The following is a 19912-nucleotide window of genomic DNA, read 5'->3' as shown; positions in this document are numbered from 1 at the left end:
GTCTTTTTAGATGTTGGTGAATTTTCCTGTTTCCACGTCAGTGAATGCGGCTACTATCTGAAATCGGTAACTGGAATGGTTTTCGAATACCGTGGGGAGTAGTATACCCTCGCCGATATCTTTGATTGCAGAAGTCTTGTATTCTATGTTGCCTACAGAAATGGATTTGATGTCGCCTTTGTTGGTCAGCGTAATCTTACCATTTACGTTATCATCCCCCAAGGTGGGCATATTGGTAAATGAAATGACATTGAGTTTATCCGTGTTGATGACCTTTTGAGAGACGTCTGTTATGCTGGATGGACTATCACTAAGAAATGCGGGTAAAAAGAGAATCTGGGTATCTTTGAAAAACTGGCCAAGGATATTATCCATGATGCTATTGGGGTTTTCTTTGCTCTCTTCTGTGTTAACAAAATACCGTTTTACCTTTTTGGTCTTGTAGTTAAATAAAAGTACAAGGCTTTCGTTGTTTTTATTGGTTCCCTCAAAACGGCAATCTCCGGTTTTCTTATCGATAAGAAATGACCTTTCATTGCCCATTCCAGAGTTATTGGATGGGCCAACGACAGAATAGAGTAAATAGCGTGTATTTGCCCATTTATTAGCTTCTCCTATTGACATTTGGATTAAATCTTTTCCGTTTTTTTGTTCTTGGGCGTTTAAACTGCCCAAGTTTAAGAAAAGAGTCAATCCGATAAAAAAAGCTCTAAATTCAACGTGTTTCATATCACTATGGTTTATAGCTATTATCTCGTTCTATGCTTTTTCTTAGGGTAGGTATTGTATGCAGCACAGGTTGATTGTGTACCACAAGATGATAAAATAGTTGTAGCAATAATTAAACAACTCAAAAAGATTAACTTCCTGTTCATATTAAAAAGATATCAAAAACAATACCAACTAGAATGCGTTGGCTATATGGCACATTTGAATAGCTGTAATTGCAGCTTCTTCACCTTTATTGCCATGTTTGCCTCCGGCTCTGTCTAGGGCTTGTTGCATGTTGTCTGTAGTTAATACGCCAAAAATGACTGGTTTATTGTGCTTGATGCTAACATTCGCTATTCCATTGGCTACAGCGTCACAGATAAAGTCAAAGTGACGTGTTTCACCTTGTATGACACAGCCTAGACAGATTACGGCTCCGAATTGTTTGTTGCGAAGAGCAATGTCAGCTCCTGAAATCAATTCGTAACTACCTGGGACTTCAATCACTTGAATATTATCTTCGCTAGCTCCATTTTTAAGGAGACCGTCTACTGCTCCTGCTAGCAATGCACCTGTAATCTCTGCATTCCATTGTGCTACAACAATTGCGAATTTTATTCCTTCCGCACTTTTTACCTGTAGATGTGAGAAATCTGATAAGTTCTTTAAGCTACTTGACATGGTGAAACCCTCCTTTTTAATCAAAAAGGCTGCCTAATAGCAGCCTTTTCGTATGTTATGTGTTTACTTATAAATATTATTGTTTTGCTTGTACACGAGCTAATGGCCCATCAATTGTAGAAGCTTCAGCACTTTCGGGATATTCCGTTTTAATTTTAGAATAGGCCTCTTCTGCTTGTTTGTTCTCATTTAGTTGTTCATAGACTAAACCTAATTTTTTAAGGAACAAAGGTGTTGTATATGAGTTTTTCGACTTGTCAGCAGCTTTCTTGTAATAGTCAGCAGCATTTTTGTAGTCGTGGCTTTCCGAATAAGAATCACCAATCAATCCAATTACTAATGGGTCTAATATTTCACTACCTGTATCTGCGTACTTTTTAAGATACTTGATCGCTTCTTGGAAGTTTTGTTGACGTAAATATAGGCTACCCAAATAGGCGTTCGCGATATTTGCAGATGGAGTGTTTGAGTACTCGTCAGCTATTTCTTTGAATCCTAAAAATGTACCATCTCCATCAATAGCTTTTTTCTGTAAAGAGTCAATTAATGCATATTCCTCTGCTTTATACATGGCGTCTGCAGCTTTTTCAGCACGCGGAGCGAGATAAAACTTTTGATATCCTATGTATAATAAAATCAATACAATGATCCCTCCTAGGATAAAAATCACACTCTTTTGGTTGTCTTGAAAAAATGAACCTTTTTTCTCGGTTGAATTGATATTCGTTGACATTAGTTTATTTTAAATAATTATACGGAACGCAAAAATACACTTTTATTAAATATTTGCAATACTTTGTTGTTATAAAATGCTAATTTATTGCCTCTTAAGAGGAAGGAATCTCCTGTTGCTTGTCCAATAGTTCATATTCTGAATTTTGACTCTTGAATTCTGGAACTATAACCTTCATTTGTCTCACTATATTCGTGTTGTGCTGCGAGTTTGTAATCTCTAACAGTTTTTCCAACTGAATAGATATGATGGCAAAATCATTGTCCCTGACTTTAGCAATCATAATTTTTTGATGGTGGGTAGGGAGTGTATTCTCTAAATCGTTGAGTAATTCTTCATAGAGCTTCTCACCAGGACGTAAACCTGTAAATTTGATTTCTATATCTTGATTAGGGATATAACCTGATAATTTGATCATTTTTTGGGCCAAATCAACAATTTTAACGGATTTACCCATGTCAAAAACGAATATTTCACCTCCTTGTCCCATACTCCCTGCTTCGATGACCAATTGACATGCTTCGGGGATCGTCATAAAATAGCGTGTTATCTCCGGGTGAGTTACTGTCACTGGTCCTCCTTTTTCGATTTGTTCTCTGAATCGAGGGATTACCGAGCCATTAGAGCCAAGTACATTACCAAATCTCGTGGTAATAAACTTTGTCCCTGTTTTGTTTTCTTTTAATATTTTGCTATTTAAAGACTGCACATATATCTCCGCGATACGTTTGGTTGCTCCCATGACATTCGTTGGGTTGACCGCTTTATCTGTGGATACAAAGACAAATTTCTGTACATTAAATTCTACCGAAAGATTAGCCAGGTTCATTGTTCCAAAAACATTGTTTTTTACTCCCTCAATAGGATGGTTTTCCATCATCGGCACGTGTTTGTAGGCTGCAGCATGGTAAACAATATGTGGTCTGAAGGTTTCGAACAATATTTTCATCCGTTCCCTACTTTTGACATCAGCAATGAAAGTATGAAAAAGCTGGTCTTTAAAGTTTTCTTGAAGGTCAAGCTGTAGGTTGTGCAATGGAGATTCTGCCTGGTCACACAGGACGATCATCTGCGGATTATATTGACCGAGTTGCTTTGCTATTTCACTACCAATAGAGCCTGCGGCTCCGGTTACAAGTATACGTTTGCCACTTAATTGTTCGAGTACACTTTCGTTTTCCAACTTAATGGTGGAACGGTCTAAAAGATCTTCTATTCTAACATTTTTTATCTGGTTGACTGTTAGATCTCCGTTCATTATTTTCTTGATTGGAGGCAGCGTTAGTACAGATACATTATGTTCCAGACAAATCTCGATTACTTCTGATTTTTTATCCGGAGGTATAGACGGTGTGGCGATGATTAGTTCATCTACCGCACATTTATAGATTACTTTGGTTAGTTCTTCTGATCCGAATATTTTAACGCCATCTATTGATTTTCCGATTTTTGAAGGGTTATCATCGAGATAACCTACAATAATCTTATTGGATGTCAAATCATGGTCAAAAGTCCTTTTAACTGCGATACCGAGTTCTCCAGCACCAAATACTAAGGTGTTCTTCTTGATTTTTCGAGCTGTTTTCGAATACTGAAAAAATATTTTGATCGATGTTCTGTAGGTAATCAGTCCTGCAAACAGAAAAAGCGAATAGATAATAATAAGTCGACTATCTATAAACTTTGGTGCCCTAAATGCCAAGCCGAATAGTTTGAGGGCGAAAAGAATAATTATCGTAAATAATATCGTGGAGAGAATTCTAATTGAATCTGCTGCGCTGGTGTATCGTACAATACCCGAATAAAGTCTAAAAATGGAAAACGATATCGCCGTAGCTCCTATACAGAGTAGGAATTGTGTGGCAAAGTCATTTGGCGAAACGTTGTGAAATTGGAAATTATGAAAAAGAGCAAATGCTGTCAAAAAAGTTATTGCAGCAACGAACAGGTCTAACGAAAAGATTATCCATCTAGGGACAATCTTGACATGATTGATGACTCTGAATAATTTCATTTATAATCTTACGTGGTGATTCTTACAAATGTAGCAGAAAAATATAACAGTTTTACCTTTATTGTTTTTGTGCCGTTAAATGATTGAAACTTACTCTAATATATTTATATTTACTCCACTAATTAGTTTGAGATGGGTAATATGACTAGGATTTCGCCAGATGTGTTTGGGCAGACTCAAGAAGCTTATAAAGCAGTTGAGAGTTCATCGTGTAAACTTATCATCGGTATTCCAAAGGAGATTGTTTTTCAGGAGAATAGGATTGCATTGACCCCATTGTCTGTAGCATTGTTGGTGGAGCATGGGCATGAGGTTCTGATAGAGAGCGGAGCGGGAAAAGCCTCTAATTTTCTAGATCATCATTATAGCGAACAGGGCGCACAGATTGTGTATGAAAAAGAGCGAATCTTTAAAGCGGATATCATTATCAAGATTGCAAGTCCTACTCTTGAGGAGATAGCCTTAATGAAGAATAAGCAGATTTTATTATCCTCGCAGCAGCCTTCATTAATGGATCTACAGGTTTTAAAAGCGATGATGAAGAAGCAGATTACAGCATTGTCGTATGAGTATCTGCAGGACGAAGGTGGCCACCTTACCGTTGTGCGGGCTATGAGCGAGATTGTGGGGGCTACTTCGATTCTGATTGCTGCAGAGTATTTATCAAATGTTTTTGAGGGCAAGGGCTTGATGTTAGGAGGGGTAACGGGAGTGCCTCCCACAGAGATTGTTATCATTGGTGCGGGGACAGTAGGAGAATTTGCTGCACGGACAGCTATAGCATTGGGGGCGCAGGTCAAAGTTTTTGACAGTTCAGTCTTTCGATTACGTAGGTTGCAGAACAACGTAGGAGCAAGAGTCTTTACATCGGTGATACAACCTATTATTTTGAACAAAGCAATTCTTTCCTGTGATGTTGTAATTGGAGCTTTAAGAGCGAAAAATGGACGTTCTCCGTGTATTATTTCAGAGGAAACAGTTTCTAAGATGAAGCCAAATTCTGTCTTGATCGATGTTTCTATAGATCAGGGTGGTTGTTTTGAAACTTCTGAGATAACGTCGCACGATAAGCCTGTTTTTAAAAAATATGAGGTAATACATTACTGTGTTCCTAATATAGCGTCTCGGGTAGCACGTACAGCAACTTATGCCCTGACTAATATATTTACACCTATTCTTTTGCAGATTGCGGATTATGGGGGCGTGAGTAATTTAATTTGGGGGCATGCTGGTGTGCGTAATGCAGTGTACCTATATCAAGGAAGTCTGACAAACAAGGATATGGCGGATAAGTTTAATATTCCTTATAAGGACTTAAGCTTAATGATAGTTGTGAATCAATAAGATTTCTTGGTAATGGGGCGAAATTGTGTATTTATATTTTTTCTAGTAACGATGATTGGTCTTGCGATGGGACAGGAGAAGGTTCCATTCTACCCAAATGGGATTCTGAATTTAAGAGAAGGGGTTGATTTAGGAGATAACATTCCTGAATTATATTTTTATAAACCGGAGGTCCAATCCCACTCCAAGGTGTTTCTAATTATTCCGGGAGGAGGGTACGCTCGTGTAGCTATTGGGCATGAAGGGCATGACGTCGCGAAGCGCTTGAAGACTCTGGGGTATGCCTCCTTCGTCCTGCGCTATAGATTGCCTGTAGATAGCCAGATGCTGGACAAACGGATTGCTCCGATACAAGATGCACAAACAGCTCTTGCTCATATCCGATCAAATGGGGGCACATACGGTATAGATGTACTTCAGGTCGGAGTTTTAGGGTTTTCGGCTGGGGGGCATTTAGCGTCTACGTTATCGACTCATTTTGATACATCCTATATTGGAACGAAGGAGGAAGTGAATTTGAGGCCTGATTTTTCGGTTTTAGTCTATCCTGTAATCACAATGACTGCAGGAGTCACGCACCAAGGGTCGAAGAAGCACCTGATTGGGCCAGTTTTTGACGATGCTGATGTGTTCAGATTTTCTAATGAGAATAATGTCAATAGGAATACACCGATAACTTATCTTGTTCATGCCGAAGACGACGTGGCTGTGCCGATAGCTAATAGTTTACGCTATCAGGAAGCGTTGACTCGCTTTGAAATACCAAACCATTTATACGAGTATAAAGTGGGGGGGCATGGATTTGGTATGGTCAACAAAAAGCAAGAAGGCGATTGGTTTGCTGATATGCTACAGTGGCTTGAGGGGCAGCCTTAAGCTATAGATTCGTTGATGTAAAGGTAATATGTTTCTTTATGTCTAGTTTTACCTTGGTGCCTGTCGGAAGCGGGGATGCTGTGTTTACAATAGCATGTACTGATAGATTGTCATCACCTATTACATATTCTTTGTAGAATCCTCTGAATCGAATGTTTTTTATCCGTAATGTACTGTCGGAAGATGCGGTAACTTCAATCCACTCCTGGTGCACTGCAATAGATTGAGTCGTTTTTAAGCCTATTGTATCTGCTTGTTCGGGGGTGAGTATATTGCTTTTTGCAAGTAGGAGTGCCGTATATGGGTTTTGCGGGGTATAATAAAGTGTTTCTGGAGAACCTAGGTCTACAATCTTACCGGCTTTCATGACGATTAGACTGTCGGCCATAGCTAACACTTCCGCTGGATCGTGCGAGACTAGTATTACCGTAAGGCCTAGCTCTTCTACAATTTGCCGTATGTCTTGTTGTAAGTCGTCTCTAAAGGCTGCATCTACCTGATTGAAAGGTTCATCCATTAATAATACTTTGGGGTCATTGATCAATGCGCGTGCTATTGCCACCCGTTGACGTTCGCCCCCACTGAGGTCTGCAACACGCTGTTGGGCAAGGTGATTTATTTTTAAGCGTACCAACATCTCTTCTGTTCTCGACTTTTTGTAGTCTAGGTTAGTGTTGGGCAATTGGGAAGCTATATTATCCCAAACTTTTGCATATAGGTTTAAATCTTCAAAACCCTGAGAGACCAGTTTCATGGCGTCATGGCCTGGTATGAGCTTGTCTTTGCGTGTGGGGACCAGCCAGCCTTTATACCGTACTTCTCCCGAAAAAGGTTCGAGTAAGCCATAAATCAATTTTAATAAAGTGCTTTTCCCACTTCCAGACTCGCCTATGATGGCTGTTATTTTACCCTGTTCAATATCAAAATCGACATGATCTACTGCTACCACGCGTTCTTTGCTTTCAAATACGCTACTGATATCTCTTCCATAAATTAGAGAGACGTCCGTTTTTTGTGTATCAGAAGGAATATATTGACAAGAAGATTTAGAATGAGCCATAAAAAATGCCGAAATGTGATTTCGGCATAAAAGTAGTGATATTTTTCGATTAAGGGCTAAAAACCTAGGGTCAGCCCAAAGGTGAAATTATTTAAACCTTTTTGATCAGGACTATTTTCAAAGACATCATTAACATAGTATTTAGCAAAAATACCAAGGCAGTCATAGCCTACACGTACAAAAGGTCCATATTGAAAGCTTGCGAGGTTGAAGTTGTCCTTAAATGTTTGTTTTCCCTGTTCTTTGCTTTTCAGTCTTTGGCTACCTTTTAGTAAGATTCCCGTCATTGCACCAAAAGCTACTTTGACGCGGTCTCCTTTGCTGTTCTGGGCACTACGCCATTCCACAGAAAGAGGGAGCCTAAGGTAGGTTGAAGTAAGTACGTTCTTACTGTAGTTAATCTCATTGGGGTCTATCTCTTTATAGGACAGCGATTGTGTATCTTCTTCCAATTGAATGTTCTTCTTCAGACGTAAGTAGTTCCATTCGAATCCCGCTGATAGGTAGGTTTTGAAGTTGTCATTGAGACGGACTCCAAATTGAAGGATATCAAAACCAAAGTTGGACGCTTTTTTATAGGCTAGAAAGTCGTTCTCCTCCGAAAGGGTGAACTTCCCATCGTCCATTATGCGAGAGAATCCCCAATCAATACGTGTGAATGTTAATCCGCCAAATGTTCTGGGATATTTGGTTTTGTTCGGTTCATCTTTGATACCGATACTGATATCTAGGTCTTTTTCGCGGCGTTCGGAATGCTCTTGCCCTCGAGCTGGGGATAATGTTAATGAGGTGAAGACTAATCCCAAAAGTCCACACTTAAGAGTGCATGCTTTCATCGTTCTATTTTTTTTTATTACGGTTTCTGACTAGTGAATTAATTATGTCAATACGGAAGGAACCTTCTTCGTCTGTACGGAATCGAACATCCTTTGTGGGGCTTACCTCGATCTTTTCTGATATGGTATTCAGTATTGTTGTTACTATGTTTTTATTTGCTGTTTCATGTGGAGCTTGTGCATACATACTTTCTGTATCCTCATCTAGATCTATCAGCGGTTTTATTGCTTCCATTTCTGTGACCTGTCGTACAGGGATGTCTGTTATATTAATCTGTTGGATATCTTTAATGTTTGCTAATATGGGCTTAGTTTCTTCTAGACAATTAGTTACTAGATCAATGTTCTTTCGCTGTGACTGTGCTGTTTTATCCAATTTGTCGCTTATTAGCTTTATCCGTTCTGTAGCAGTAATTTGCTGGGAGAGATTAGGCTTGACGTAATGGCGATCTATTCCTTCGCTTGCTAAAGGTGTTGTTTGCTCGATAGGTTCCGTTATTGCTCCGTTATTTCTTGTGGCTTCTGCTATTATGTCTGTCTCTTCCACTGTAGAAGAAGACAGCTCTGTTTTATAGTTTGTTCTTAATAAAATAAGAGTAGTGCCCATTAGTATGAGTGCAGCAGCTGCGTACTTTATCCAAGTATACCTTCGAGGTGTAATCTGAACCGGCAACCTGTGTTCATCTAGTTTTTTTTCAATCTGTTTCCAGATGTTGTTGCTTGGTGTTTCTTCTGCTTCATGAAAAGCGTTGTGAAACAACTTGTCGATGTCTTCTTCTTTCATGATGAGTTAGTACGTTAATTTTACCAATTTACTTTGCAACCATTGTCTAGCTCTGGAAAGTTGAGATTTTGAATTTCCTTCTGAGATCTCCATCATTTCTGCTATTTCTTTATGTGAATAACCTTCTATGGCATAGAGGTTGAAAATAGTTCTATAACCCGTAGGTAGTTGCTGAACCAGTGTCATTAAATCCTTGTAGGCGGTCTGATCAGCATTAATATGGCTTATTAGTTGTAGGGACTCATTGTCGTCAATGGATTCTGTAACTCTCCCTCTGTTTTTTCGATGTGTTTCGATAGCTACATTAATCATGATCCTTTTGACCCACCCCTCTAGTGAACCTTTTCCATCATATAGATGATGTTTGGTGAAAACATTTACAAAGCCGTTCTGCAGTATATCTTCTGCTTCAAGTGTCGTGTTTGCATATCGCATGCATACGGCCAACATTTTCTTTGAAAAATAATCATATAATGCAGCTTGAGCCTTTCTGTCTTGCTTTTTGCAAGCTTGCCATATTATATTTAGAGTGCTATTTTCCAATTAATTGATGTTAGTTAATAGGAAGACGAGATGACGCCAAGAAAGGTTGCACGAGTTAGAGAAAAAAAATTAATTTTTCTCAATAGCTATTATGCGTGATTGAAAGTCTGGTACTGTAATCGTGATCTTAATGGCGTCATGTGGTAGCAAATTGGGTATTTTTTCAGGCCACTCAACAAAGCAGTAATTTCCAGAGTAAAAATATTCTTCGTAACCAAAGTCAAAAGCTTCAGCTTCTGATTTTAATCTGTAGAAGTCGAAATGGAAAATTGGACCATGGTCAGAAGCGTATTCGTTTACGATAGAAAACGTGGGGCTGGAAGTATGGTCTTTTACGCCGAGCTGTTGACATAGTTCGTTTATTAAGGTTGTTTTCCCTGCTCCCATTGCTCCGTAAAAAAGAAATATCCGATTTTGAGGATAACTTTTGATGATTTGGGCTGCAGCTCCGCCTAATTCCGTTAAGTCTTTTACATTGATTTCCATAATAGACAAAAATACCTATTTTGGGATATAAGTAGCATATGGGATAATCATTTCTTCTAAGGAGATTCCTCCATGTTGGAATGTGCCGTTATAGTAGTTCACAAATTGATTATAATTGTTAGGATAGACAAAGTATATCTCTTCCTTTGCAAAAACAAATGTAGAGCTTACATGTAGTTTAGGTAATTGAGCATCATGGGGATTACGAATAGTGAAAACATCCTTCTCAATATAATTGAGGTTTTTTCCCTGTTTGTATCGAAGGTTGGTGTTTGTATTCCTATAGCCTACAACTTTGCTCGGTTTTTTTACTTGAATCGTGCCATGGTCGGTTGTGATGATAACCTTGACTTTTTTCTGTGATAACCATTTTAATACCTCGAGTAGTGGGGAGTGCTCAAACCAAGATAGAGTGAGTGAACGATATGCAGCCTCATCATTGGCCAGTTCCCTGATCATTGCCATGTCGGTGCGGGCATGTGAAAGCATGTCTACGAAGTTATAAACGAGTACGTTTAGGTCATTCTGCATATAGTTGCTGATGTTATCGATGACCTCTTTTCCTTGATCGAGAGTGAGCACTTTTGTGTAGCTGTGTTTGATTTCCCGTCTGTAGAGACGTTTTATCTGATCGGCCAAGAACTTGTCTTCATGCATGTTTTTGCCACCTTCATCTTCGTCATTTTGCCAAAGGTCTGGAAATCGTTTTTCCATTTCCAATGGGGTGAGACCGCTGAATATAGCATTACGGGCATATTGGGTTGCGGTTGGCAATATGCTGTAGTAGTAGTCTTCTTCTTCAAGTCGGAAATAGTCGGTGATAACATCGTTGATTACTTTCCACTGGTCGTAGCGTAAATTGTCTATTAAAAAGAAAAAAGTTGGTTTGTCTGGTTGGAGATTTGGGAATACTTTTTTTCTGAATAATTGATGAGAGAGGGTAGGGCTACTTTCTGGATTTTTCATCCATTTCAAATAGTTGTTCTCTATAAATTTAGAAAATGTAGCATTTGCGTCTGCTTTTTGCATCGTCAATATCTCATGCATGCTATCGTCTTCCAGTTTACCTAAGGAGAGTTCCCAGTAGATTAGTTTTTTATAAGCTTCAGTCCATTCTTCAAAAGATAGGTCATTATTGATAATCATGCCTAAGTTTCTAAATTCCTGCTGATAGGCCATGGATGTTTTTTCGCTGACGATTCGCTTATTTTCCGTGAACTTTTTTATAGTCAATAGAATCTGTTTGGGGTTGACCGGCTTAATCAGATAGTCATCAATCTTGGCTCCTATAGCATCTTCCATGAGATGCTCTTCTTCATTCTTGGTAACTAATATCGTTGGGGTGGTCGGATTAATAGCTTTAAGGATACTGAGTGTTTCTAATCCAGTTAGACCTGGCATGTTTTCGTCTAAAAAAACGAGGTCAAAGGGCTCTTGTTTGAAGGCATCCACAGCATCATTCCCATTGTTCACCGTATGTACTTTAAATCCTCTTTCTTCGAGCAGAAGGATATGAGGTTTTAGAAATTCAATTTCATCATCCGCCCAAAGTATATGTGTTTTTGCCATTTTGTCTTGTACTATGTTGATAGTTGCTGCCCTATATCAAGAAAAACACCCAATAAGATTAGCAGAATTTGAGTAAGTAGAAAAGTTAATTGTCAATATAAACTTATATTTGAAACTAACCTAATTAGAATCGGGATAAAACGCTATTTTTTAACATTAATTAACGGCATTGTGTGTATCTTTGCGCTTATCTTAGATGGTGCGCTTGTCGTTTTTATTCGACAAGTATAAAATTACGAAAACTCTTAAAGATTAGTGGGATTGAACAAGAAAAAAATCATTAATGATCCTGTTTACGGCTTTGTTACAATTCCGTCAGGATTGATTTTTGATTTAATTGAGCATTCCTATTTACAACGTCTTCGGTATATCAAGCAAGTCAGTATGACGCATATGGTATATCCTGGCGCATTGCATACCCGTTTTCAGCACGTTATAGGAGCAATGCACCTCATGCAATTAGCGATAGATACATTGAGGAGTAAAGATGTGGCTATTAGTGTAGAAGAAGAGGAAGCAGCCTTAGCTGCTATTTTGTTGCATGATATTGGTCATGGCCCTTTCAGCCATTCATTGGAGCACTCGTTGATTGAAGGCGTTTCACATGAAATGATTTCTGCTCTTTTGATGGATCGTCTAAATAAGGAGTTTGATAATCGCTTATCCTTAGCTATTATTATATTCAATAATCAATACCCTAGAAAATTTTTGCATCAATTGGTTTCCGGGCAGTTGGATACCGATCGTATGGATTATCTGAATAGAGATAGCTTCTTTACTGGGGTATCTGAAGGTGTAATATCTTTTGATCGCATTATCAAAATGCTTTCTGTAAAAGATGACGAACTTGTGGTTGAGGCAAAAGGTATTTATTCTGTAGAGAAGTTTTTGATTGCTCGTCGTCTGATGTACTGGCAGGTTTATTTGCATAAAACTGTGATTGCGGCCGAGCAAATGTTGATTAAAATATTAAAAAGAGCTAGGATGTTGTGTCAGAAGGGAGAGGTGCTTTCCGCATCTCCCGCGTTTGCTCATTTTTTGTACGGGCAGCTGGATGCGGTTTCTTTTGTAAAAGACCCAGCCCATTTAGACTGGTTTACAAAACTGGATGATACTGATATCTTATCAGCGATAAAGGCGTGGGAATCACATGGTGATTTTGTATTACGGATGCTGTGTCAGCGTCTATTACGTCGAAATCTTTTTGTTACAGAGATGAGATCTTACTGTTTTGAACAGGAAGAGATCGATAATGTGAAAAGAAAGGCTAAACAACACTTTCAGTTGGAAGATGGTGACGTTGATTATCTAGTCTATCATCAAGAAGTACAAAATTCTGCATATAATGCCGAAAAAGAACCGATTAAGATTTTAAACAATCGGGGGGAGCTGATGGAGATCGCAGAGGCTTCTGATTTATCGAATTTGGAGGCTTTGTCTAGACGTGTAGTAAAGTATGCGTTGACTTATCCGAAAGAATTGAGGGCTGTGGAATAGGCCTTCGGAATAAAAAAGTTGGAAACAAATTGGGAAAAAAAGATACATTTGTAGTTAAATGCAATTTACAGCTGAACAAATAGCAACATTACTAAACGGAACAATAGAGGGGAATCCTAATGTTTCTGTTTCTCAATTGGCAAAAATTGAGGAGGGGTCTGCCGAAACGTTATCGTTTCTGTCTAATCCTAAATATGAACACTTTATATATACGACTAAATCTGCGGTTGTTATTGTCAACCAAAGTTTAGTTTTGCAAAAGGCCGTCAACTGTACCCTAATACGGGTTAGTGACGCTTATACTGCGTTTTCAGAATTACTCAAGATTTATCATTCGCTGCGTAACGATCGTTCTGGGAGAGATGAACAGGTATATGTACATGATACGGCACAGATTGGTGAGAGGGGATATATAGGTGCTTTTGCATATATAGGACGTGAGGTGAAGATAGGGAATGATGTGAAAATATATCCACGTGTTTACATTGGCGATAATGTTACCATCGGAGATGATTGTGTATTGTTTCCAGGAGTTACTGTTTATTATGATTGTGTAATCGGTGCTAATGTGACTTTACATTCGGGAGTGGTCATCGGTAGCGATGGGTTTGGGTTCGCTCCACAACCTGATGGGACTTATGATAAGGTGCCTCAAATCGGTAATGTGATAATCGAAGATAATGTAGAAATCGGATCAAATACTGTAGTGGATAGAGCGACAATGGGATCTACAGTGGTCCGTAGAGGGGTGAAGTTAGATAATTTGATTCAAGTAGCGCATAATGTTGAAATTGGAGAGAATACTGTTGTAGCTGCTCAAACAGGTATTTCAGGTAGTACAAAAGTAGGTAGCAATGTGATTTTGGGTGGACAAGTTGGGTTGGTTGGGCATATTACTATTGCCAATGGAACGCAGATTCAGGCACAGTCCGGAATTAATAAAAGTATTAAAGAGGAAAATATGAAATGGGGCGGTACTCCATTTGCCCCTTATACCAGTCATCTTCGTTCGCAGGTGGTTTTTTCAAAGCTACCTAGCTTAGAAAAGAGAATAGCTGAACTGGAACAAAAACTTAAAGAAAAACAATAAAACCAATAGCCATAAGTATGGAGGAAATGAACGCGAAGCAACGGACTATTAAATCTGAATTAACTATTTCTGGTGTAGGCTTGCATACTGGTACATCTGTTACCTTAACTCTAAAGCCGGCTCCTGAGAATCATTGGTTCAAATTTAGACGTATCGATTTAGATGGACAGCCTGTTGTATCTGTTGATGCTGATAATGTAACTGATACATCTAGAGGGACTACTATCTCTGAGAATGGAGCCTCAGTGAGTACAATAGAGCATTTGATGGCAGCATTAATTGGTCTTCAGATTGATAATGTCCTGATTGACCTGAATGGGCCGGAAGTCCCTATCTTGGATGGAAGTTCGACTATTTTCTTACAAAAATTAAAAGAGATAGGCTTTGTAGATCAAGATGCAGACCGTGACTTCTATGAAATCAAAGAGAATATACATTATGTAGATGGAGACCGTAAAGTTGAAATCGTAGGTATGCCTTTGGATGGCTATCGACTGACTTGTATGATCGATTTCAATTCTCCGGTCTTGGGTAGTCAACATGCTTCGATAAGTCAAATAGATGAGTTTGAGAAAGAGATTTCCTCATCTCGTACTTTTTGTTTTCTACATGAATTAGAGGCTCTTGTAAATAATAATTTAATCAAGGGTGGCGATTTGTCTAATGCGATCGTTATAGTGGATAAAGAGGTTAGTACCGAAGAATTAGATAAATTGCAGAATTTGTTTAATAAAAAGGTTACTGTTGCTGATGAAGGTATTTTAGATAATATCCAGTTAAGGTATCAGAACGAGCCGGCACGCCACAAATTATTAGATATGATAGGTGATTTGGCATTAGTTGGGCGTCCTTTGAAAGGGCATATCATGGCTGCGAGACCAGGGCATGCGGCCAATGTCGCTTTTGCTAAACGTATTAAGAATCAGATTAAGAGAGATAAGGCGAAGAAGAAAATAAATACGTATGATATTCATGCTACACCTGTGTACGACACAGTTCAGATTATGAATATTTTGCCACATCGTCAACCGTTTTTGATGATCGATAAGATATTGGAACTTTCTGATACACATGTCGTAGGTTTGAAAAATGTCACTATGAATGAGGATTTATTCATGGGGCACTTTCCAGGGATGCCTATTTTTCCGGGAGTATTGCGAATAGAGGGAATGGCACAGACTGGTGGTATATTGGTTCTCAATACCGTACCGGACCCAGAAAACTGGTTAACATTGTTCTTGAAAATAGAGAGTGCACGGTTTAAAAATCAAGTCGTTCCTGGCGATACTATTATTTACAGTTGCGAGTTGATGGAGCCTATTCGTCGGGGGATTGCCCGTATGAAGGGAGTCGGGATGGTCGGTGAGAAGATTGTCTGTGAGGCGGAACTGATGGCACAGATTATAAAAGTTAAGTAAGACAATAATTTAAATAAATGATACAACCGTTGTCATATATACATCCTGATGCTAAAATAGCTTCAAATGTAGTCATAGAACCTTTTAGTACCATCCACAAAGATGTTGTAATCGGTGAAGGTACTTGGATAGGTTCGAATGTTACTATCATGGATGGTGCTCGGATCGGTAAGAATTGCAAGATATTTCCTGGAGCGGTTATTTCCGGAGAACCTCAAGATTTAAAGTTTGAAGGAGAGATTACGACCGCAGAGATTGGAGATAATACAACGATTCGTGAATGTGTTACCATTAACAGGGGAACACGCGACCGATATAAAACCGTGATAGGAAAAAATTGTTTGATTCAAGCCTACAGTCATATTGCACATGATTGTATTATTGGAGATAATTGTATCTTCTCTAATTCAAGCACATTGGCTGGACATATCACTGTTGGGGATTATGTCGTCCTCGCAGGATTAGTTGCTGTTCATCAATTCTGTCAGATCGGTTCGCATGCCTTTGTTACTGGTGGTACGTTGGTCCGTAAGGATGTACCTCCATTTATAAAAGCAGCTCGTGAACCTATTTCATATGCAGGAGTCAATTCTGTAGGCCTGAGAAGAAGGGGGTACACATCTGAACAGATTGCAGAGATTCAGAATATCTATCGTGTGTTATTCGTTCAAAACAGGAACCTCTCGAAGGCATTGGATTTGGTCGAAGCGGAGTTTGAAGCGACAGAGCTTAGGGATGAAATCTTAGCTTTTGTACGTAATTCTAATCGTGGCGTTGTTCGAGGATTTAATCAAGGTAAAACTGGTGTTTAATTAAACAGATTGATTATTGAATATAACTTTACATAATTTAGGGAGAAGGTTTAATCAAGAGTGGATTTTTCGGAGAATTGATTATACCTTCTCTTCCAATCAAAAATATGCAATTTTAGGACCGAATGGCTCAGGTAAGTCAACGTTGATTAAGACGTTGACTGGGCAACTCGCACCTAGCGAGGGTACACTCGACTTTTCTATAGCGGGTGTTGCGATTCCAATCGAGCAGGTCTACAGCCATGTTTCTATTGCTGCACCCTATATTGAACTTGTTGAGGAGTTTACACTGAATGAGCTTTTAGATTTTCATTTTAAATTTAAAAGTTACCTTGCTGGTTTCGACAAGGATGTCGTTGTAGATCTCTTAGGCCTAGGCAAATCCCGTAGTAAGGAACTCAAATATTTCTCGTCAGGCATGAAGCAACGTGTCAAGTTGGCTTTGGCTTGTTGTAGCGACTCTAATTTACTTTTTTTGGATGAGCCGACCAGTAATATGGATTTGGAAGGGGAGGCCTGGTACTTAGATCTCGTTCATAAAACATCCCGCCCAGATAGGGTGCTTATTATCGGTTCGAATCAAGAGAAAGAATATGCCTTCTGCGACTCTTTCCTTTCTATAGTAAACTATAAATAAACTGAATTTATCGAATGACTAGGTCTTGTACATGCAAGGCATTTTGTCTAAGTTTGTAGCAGAAAATAAAAACTACAATTCCAATGGCTAAAGCTTCAGAAGTAAAATCAGGAAATATTTTGCGTTTTAACGGCGAACTAGTTGCTGTAGAAGAATATATACACCGTACACCAGGTAACTTACGTGCATTCTATCAAGCTAGAATGCGTAATGTGAAAACTGGTAAGTTGGTAGAATACCGTTTTCGTGTAGACGAGACTGTGGAAATAGCTCGTGTAGAAACAAATGATTATCAATATCTATACGAAGATGGAGATTTTTACGTGGTTATGGACAATGCCAGCTACGAACAGTTTAATATTCCTAAGTTCTTGTTTGGTGAGTCGGCACGGTTTTTGAAAGAAGGTATGAATGTTATTGTAGCCTTTGAAAGTGAAGAACCCATTATGGCCCAAACGCCAAAGAGTGTCGAGCTAGAGATTACATATACGGAACCTGCGGTAAAAGGAGATACATCTACGAATGCTTTGAAGAAAGCAACGGTGGAAACAGGAGTAGAGATTAATGTTCCTCTTTTTATTAATGAGGGAGATAAAGTGAAAGTTGATACACAAAGCGGTGATTATATCGAGCGTGTAAAATAATAAAGATTTTAGGTTTAGGTTGATTATTCGGTCTTGTAAGCGCTCAGCTGCAAGGCCGTTTTTTTTGATTTACAAATTACAGCGCGCATGACCAAGAGAGAACTACGTTTATTGTATAAAGCAAGACGACTGGCACTTAATGACGATACTCAGGCTGCCTTTGAGGAAGCTCTTTTCACTACTTTGAAAACCATGGATTGGTCTAAATCGACTTATATACACATCTATTTACCCATACAGCAATTTAGAGAGCCAGATACCTTAAGATTTAAAGAATGGATACAAGAGAATCGACCGGATGTGCGGTTTGTGGTGTCAAGATCTGATTTTGAAAGCCACGAGATGGTTCATTACTTATGGGACGAGCATACTGTTTTTGAAGCTAATAAATGGGGTGTTTTGGAGCCTGTAGGGGGTGTCATGGTCGAAGAGTCTGCACTGGATGTCGTGCTTGTTCCTTTGTTGGTCGTGGATACTCTAGGAAATAGAGTCGGATATGGTAAGGGATTTTACGATCGCTTTTTGGCTCGGTGCAGACCAGATATTGCTACTATTGGTCTAAGTTATTATGAGCCTGTAGCAGAGATAACTGATGTTGGTATTTGGGATATTAGGTTGAAATATTGCATTAGCCCTACAGCATTGTATCGCTTTTAGCATCAAGCAAAACGGCATTGGGGTATCCCAATGCCGTTTTGCTTGATGCGGTGTGTTTACTGACTAATGTGTTACATTCTTTTTTCCTGCTTTGTGACCGGAAATAGCGTAATACAGTATGAATAGATAACAAGGTAATGCTATCCAGTATGCTTGATGTGAACCAATGGCATGTGCAATTTGTCCATAGATTAGGGGGATAATAGCTCCACCTGCTATACCCATCACTAATAAACCAGAAGCAGCACTTGTAAACTTGCCTACGCCTTTGAGCGCTAGAGGCCATATCGCTGGCCATATCAGCGAGTTGGCTAGACCCAATAGAGCAACAAATAGTAAAGAGGTCATCCCTGATGTGAATACGATTGCAACGGTAAAGCTGATGCCTAAAAGTGCACATAGTTTTAATGCATTCTCTTGGCTTAGGTATTTTGGGATACATATAATACCTATGATATAACCTACTACCATGGCTCCCATAGTGAAACCTGTAAAGAATTTAGCGTCTTCTAGGCTCACTCCTTGAGAAACGCCATAAGCAATAATGGTATCTCCTGCTAATACCTCAACCCCTACATATAGGAATAAAGTGATAAATCCTAAGATAACATGGGGGAAGCTCCAGATGCTTTTCTTGTCCTCTGAGACAGTGTGATGGTCTGCTGTTTCTTCTTCGTCTCCTTTTACCTCTGGAAGGTTTGCTTTTGAAATCCAGATTGATAGTACAATCAAAACGATAACAATACCTATATAAGGGTTAACTACCTGTAAGGCTACTTGGTCTAATGCCGCGGCGTATTCGGTCGGACTCATGGAGTCAACTTGTTTTGTTATTTTATCAGCCTCGCCTAGATTTAGGAACAATCCGAGTATAACTGGAGCTGCAGCGCCTGCAAATTTATTACAGATACCCATGATACTGATACGTTTCGCTGCTGTTTCAACAGGGCCTATTATGGTAATATAGGGATTTGATGCTGTCTGAAGTATAGCTAAACCTCCTCCCATAATAAACAAGCCAAGTAAGAATATGACATAGGTACGTGAAAATGCGGCTGGTATAAATAATAATGCTCCTATGGCCATGATGCCTAAAGAGATAGACATTCCCTTTTTGAAACCGTATTTGTCAAGTACCCAAGTAGAAACCGGTGCCATAACTAGGTAGGCAATGTAGAAGGCAAAGGTTACGAAATACGATTGAACTTCTGTCAGTTCACATGCAATACGCAGGTAGGGAATCAAAAGCGAATTGAGCCATGTGACAAAACCGAAAATAAAAAAAAGAGCTCCGATGATTATCATTGGGCCAACTGTAGATTGACCATTTTGAGCGTTTAGGTTTTTAGAATCCATTGATTGATTATATTTTGTAAAGTTTAAGTTTTTTCTAACTACAAGACTAATAAAATTTATTCATTTAAAGAAGAGAAATATCTCAAGCAAACGGTTGCAGTAGTATAAAAATAGAGAGACTTCGATGGGCGACGTCTCTCTATAAACCTAAACCGTATCATATA

The 19912-nt window shown here is 39.0% G+C and carries 20 protein-coding genes; 9 read left to right on the top strand and 11 right to left on the bottom strand.

The features are described 5' to 3' along the window. Positions 1-6 precede the first annotated feature (6 nt). The 4 genes from CLV99_RS17375 to CLV99_RS17360 form a co-directional block, all read right to left on the bottom strand. Positions 7-729, bottom strand: coding sequence for a hypothetical protein (locus CLV99_RS17375; protein ID WP_133585778.1), 723 nt, complete (start codon positions 727-729; stop codon positions 7-9). A gap of 174 nt (positions 730-903) precedes the next feature. Beyond that, positions 904-1392: a 6,7-dimethyl-8-ribityllumazine synthase gene (gene ribH / locus CLV99_RS17370; protein WP_133585777.1), complete on the bottom strand. Its 489-nt coding sequence runs from the start codon at positions 1390-1392 to the stop codon at positions 904-906. Between the two features lie 76 nt (positions 1393-1468). Next, complete coding sequence (locus CLV99_RS17365; protein ID WP_133585776.1) at positions 1469-2125, bottom strand: tetratricopeptide repeat protein; 657 nt, start codon at positions 2123-2125, stop codon at positions 1469-1471. Between the two features lie 94 nt (positions 2126-2219). Beyond that, complete coding sequence (locus CLV99_RS17360; protein WP_133585775.1) at positions 2220-4139, bottom strand: polysaccharide biosynthesis protein; 1920 nt, start codon at positions 4137-4139, stop codon at positions 2220-2222. A gap of 132 nt (positions 4140-4271) precedes the next feature. Here CLV99_RS17360 and CLV99_RS17355 point away from each other — a divergent pair, with 132 nt between their 5' ends. Continuing rightward, on the top strand, positions 4272-5483 hold the full coding sequence (locus CLV99_RS17355) for an alanine dehydrogenase (RefSeq protein ID WP_133585774.1): 1212 nt from the start codon (positions 4272-4274) through the stop codon (positions 5481-5483). Between the two features lie 12 nt (positions 5484-5495). Further along, on the top strand, positions 5496-6359 hold the full coding sequence (locus CLV99_RS17350) for an alpha/beta hydrolase (protein WP_133585773.1): 864 nt from the start codon (positions 5496-5498) through the stop codon (positions 6357-6359). Position 6360: 1 nt separating this feature from the next. On the opposite strand, the gene CLV99_RS17345 is transcribed toward CLV99_RS17350, so the two are convergent. The 6 genes from CLV99_RS17345 to porX all read right to left on the bottom strand — a co-directional run bounded on the left by CLV99_RS17345 (position 6361) and on the right by porX (position 11637). Further along, a complete protein-coding gene (locus tag CLV99_RS17345; RefSeq protein WP_133585772.1) occupies positions 6361-7419 on the bottom strand; it encodes an ABC transporter ATP-binding protein in 1059 nt (352 codons plus the stop codon). A 56-nt stretch (positions 7420-7475) separates the two neighbouring features. Next, positions 7476-8255 (bottom strand): outer membrane beta-barrel protein, encoded by a 780-nt coding sequence (locus CLV99_RS17340; protein ID WP_133585771.1) that lies wholly within the window; start codon positions 8253-8255, stop codon positions 7476-7478. A gap of 4 nt (positions 8256-8259) precedes the next feature. Further along, positions 8260-9039, bottom strand: coding sequence for a hypothetical protein (locus CLV99_RS17335; protein WP_133585770.1), 780 nt, complete (start codon positions 9037-9039; stop codon positions 8260-8262). Between the two features lie 6 nt (positions 9040-9045). After that, positions 9046-9582, bottom strand: a complete 537-nt coding sequence (locus CLV99_RS17330; protein ID WP_133585769.1) for an RNA polymerase sigma factor — start codon at positions 9580-9582, stop codon at positions 9046-9048. A 69-nt stretch (positions 9583-9651) separates the two neighbouring features. Further along, positions 9652-10068: a tRNA (adenosine(37)-N6)-threonylcarbamoyltransferase complex ATPase subunit type 1 TsaE gene (tsaE, locus tag CLV99_RS17325; protein ID WP_133585768.1), complete on the bottom strand. Its 417-nt coding sequence runs from the start codon at positions 10066-10068 to the stop codon at positions 9652-9654. A gap of 15 nt (positions 10069-10083) precedes the next feature. After that, complete coding sequence (gene porX / locus CLV99_RS17320; protein WP_133585767.1) at positions 10084-11637, bottom strand: T9SS response regulator signal transducer PorX; 1554 nt, start codon at positions 11635-11637, stop codon at positions 10084-10086. Positions 11638-11898: 261 nt separating this feature from the next. Here porX and CLV99_RS17315 point away from each other — a divergent pair, with 261 nt between their 5' ends. From CLV99_RS17315 to CLV99_RS17285, 7 genes are all read left to right on the top strand, one after another. Further along, complete coding sequence (locus tag CLV99_RS17315; protein WP_133585766.1) at positions 11899-13134, top strand: HD domain-containing protein; 1236 nt, start codon at positions 11899-11901, stop codon at positions 13132-13134. A gap of 58 nt (positions 13135-13192) precedes the next feature. Next, the gene (gene lpxD / locus CLV99_RS17310) at positions 13193-14224 is read left to right on the top strand and encodes a UDP-3-O-(3-hydroxymyristoyl)glucosamine N-acyltransferase (RefSeq protein ID WP_133585765.1); all 1032 of its coding nucleotides are present in this window, start codon (positions 13193-13195) and stop codon (positions 14222-14224) included. A 26-nt stretch (positions 14225-14250) separates the two neighbouring features. Next, entirely contained in the window at positions 14251-15642 is a 1392-nt protein-coding gene (locus CLV99_RS17305) for a bifunctional UDP-3-O-[3-hydroxymyristoyl] N-acetylglucosamine deacetylase/3-hydroxyacyl-ACP dehydratase (RefSeq protein WP_211348579.1), read from the top strand. Between the two features lie 17 nt (positions 15643-15659). Beyond that, positions 15660-16454 carry an acyl-ACP--UDP-N-acetylglucosamine O-acyltransferase gene (gene lpxA, locus CLV99_RS17300; RefSeq protein WP_133585763.1) on the top strand — a complete coding sequence of 265 codons (795 nt, stop codon included), beginning with the start codon at positions 15660-15662 and terminating at the stop codon, positions 16452-16454. Positions 16455-16470: 16 nt separating this feature from the next. Then, positions 16471-17091, top strand: a complete 621-nt coding sequence (locus tag CLV99_RS17295) for an ABC transporter ATP-binding protein (protein ID WP_133585762.1) — start codon at positions 16471-16473, stop codon at positions 17089-17091. 83 nt (positions 17092-17174) lie between these two features. Further along, on the top strand, positions 17175-17735 hold the full coding sequence (gene efp / locus CLV99_RS17290) for an elongation factor P (RefSeq protein ID WP_133585761.1): 561 nt from the start codon (positions 17175-17177) through the stop codon (positions 17733-17735). Positions 17736-17822: 87 nt separating this feature from the next. Further along, positions 17823-18392, top strand: a complete 570-nt coding sequence (locus CLV99_RS17285; RefSeq protein WP_133585760.1) for a 5-formyltetrahydrofolate cyclo-ligase — start codon at positions 17823-17825, stop codon at positions 18390-18392. Positions 18393-18455: 63 nt separating this feature from the next. On the opposite strand, the gene CLV99_RS17280 is transcribed toward CLV99_RS17285, so the two are convergent. Then, the gene (locus tag CLV99_RS17280) at positions 18456-19748 is read right to left on the bottom strand and encodes a sugar MFS transporter (RefSeq protein ID WP_133585759.1); all 1293 of its coding nucleotides are present in this window, start codon (positions 19746-19748) and stop codon (positions 18456-18458) included. Positions 19749-19912 lie beyond the last annotated feature (164 nt).

The organism is Sphingobacterium yanglingense, assembly GCF_004363245.1.
Lineage (GTDB): Bacteria > Bacteroidota > Bacteroidia > Sphingobacteriales > Sphingobacteriaceae > Sphingobacterium > Sphingobacterium yanglingense.
This window is presented reverse-complemented; position numbering and strand designations above follow the sequence as displayed.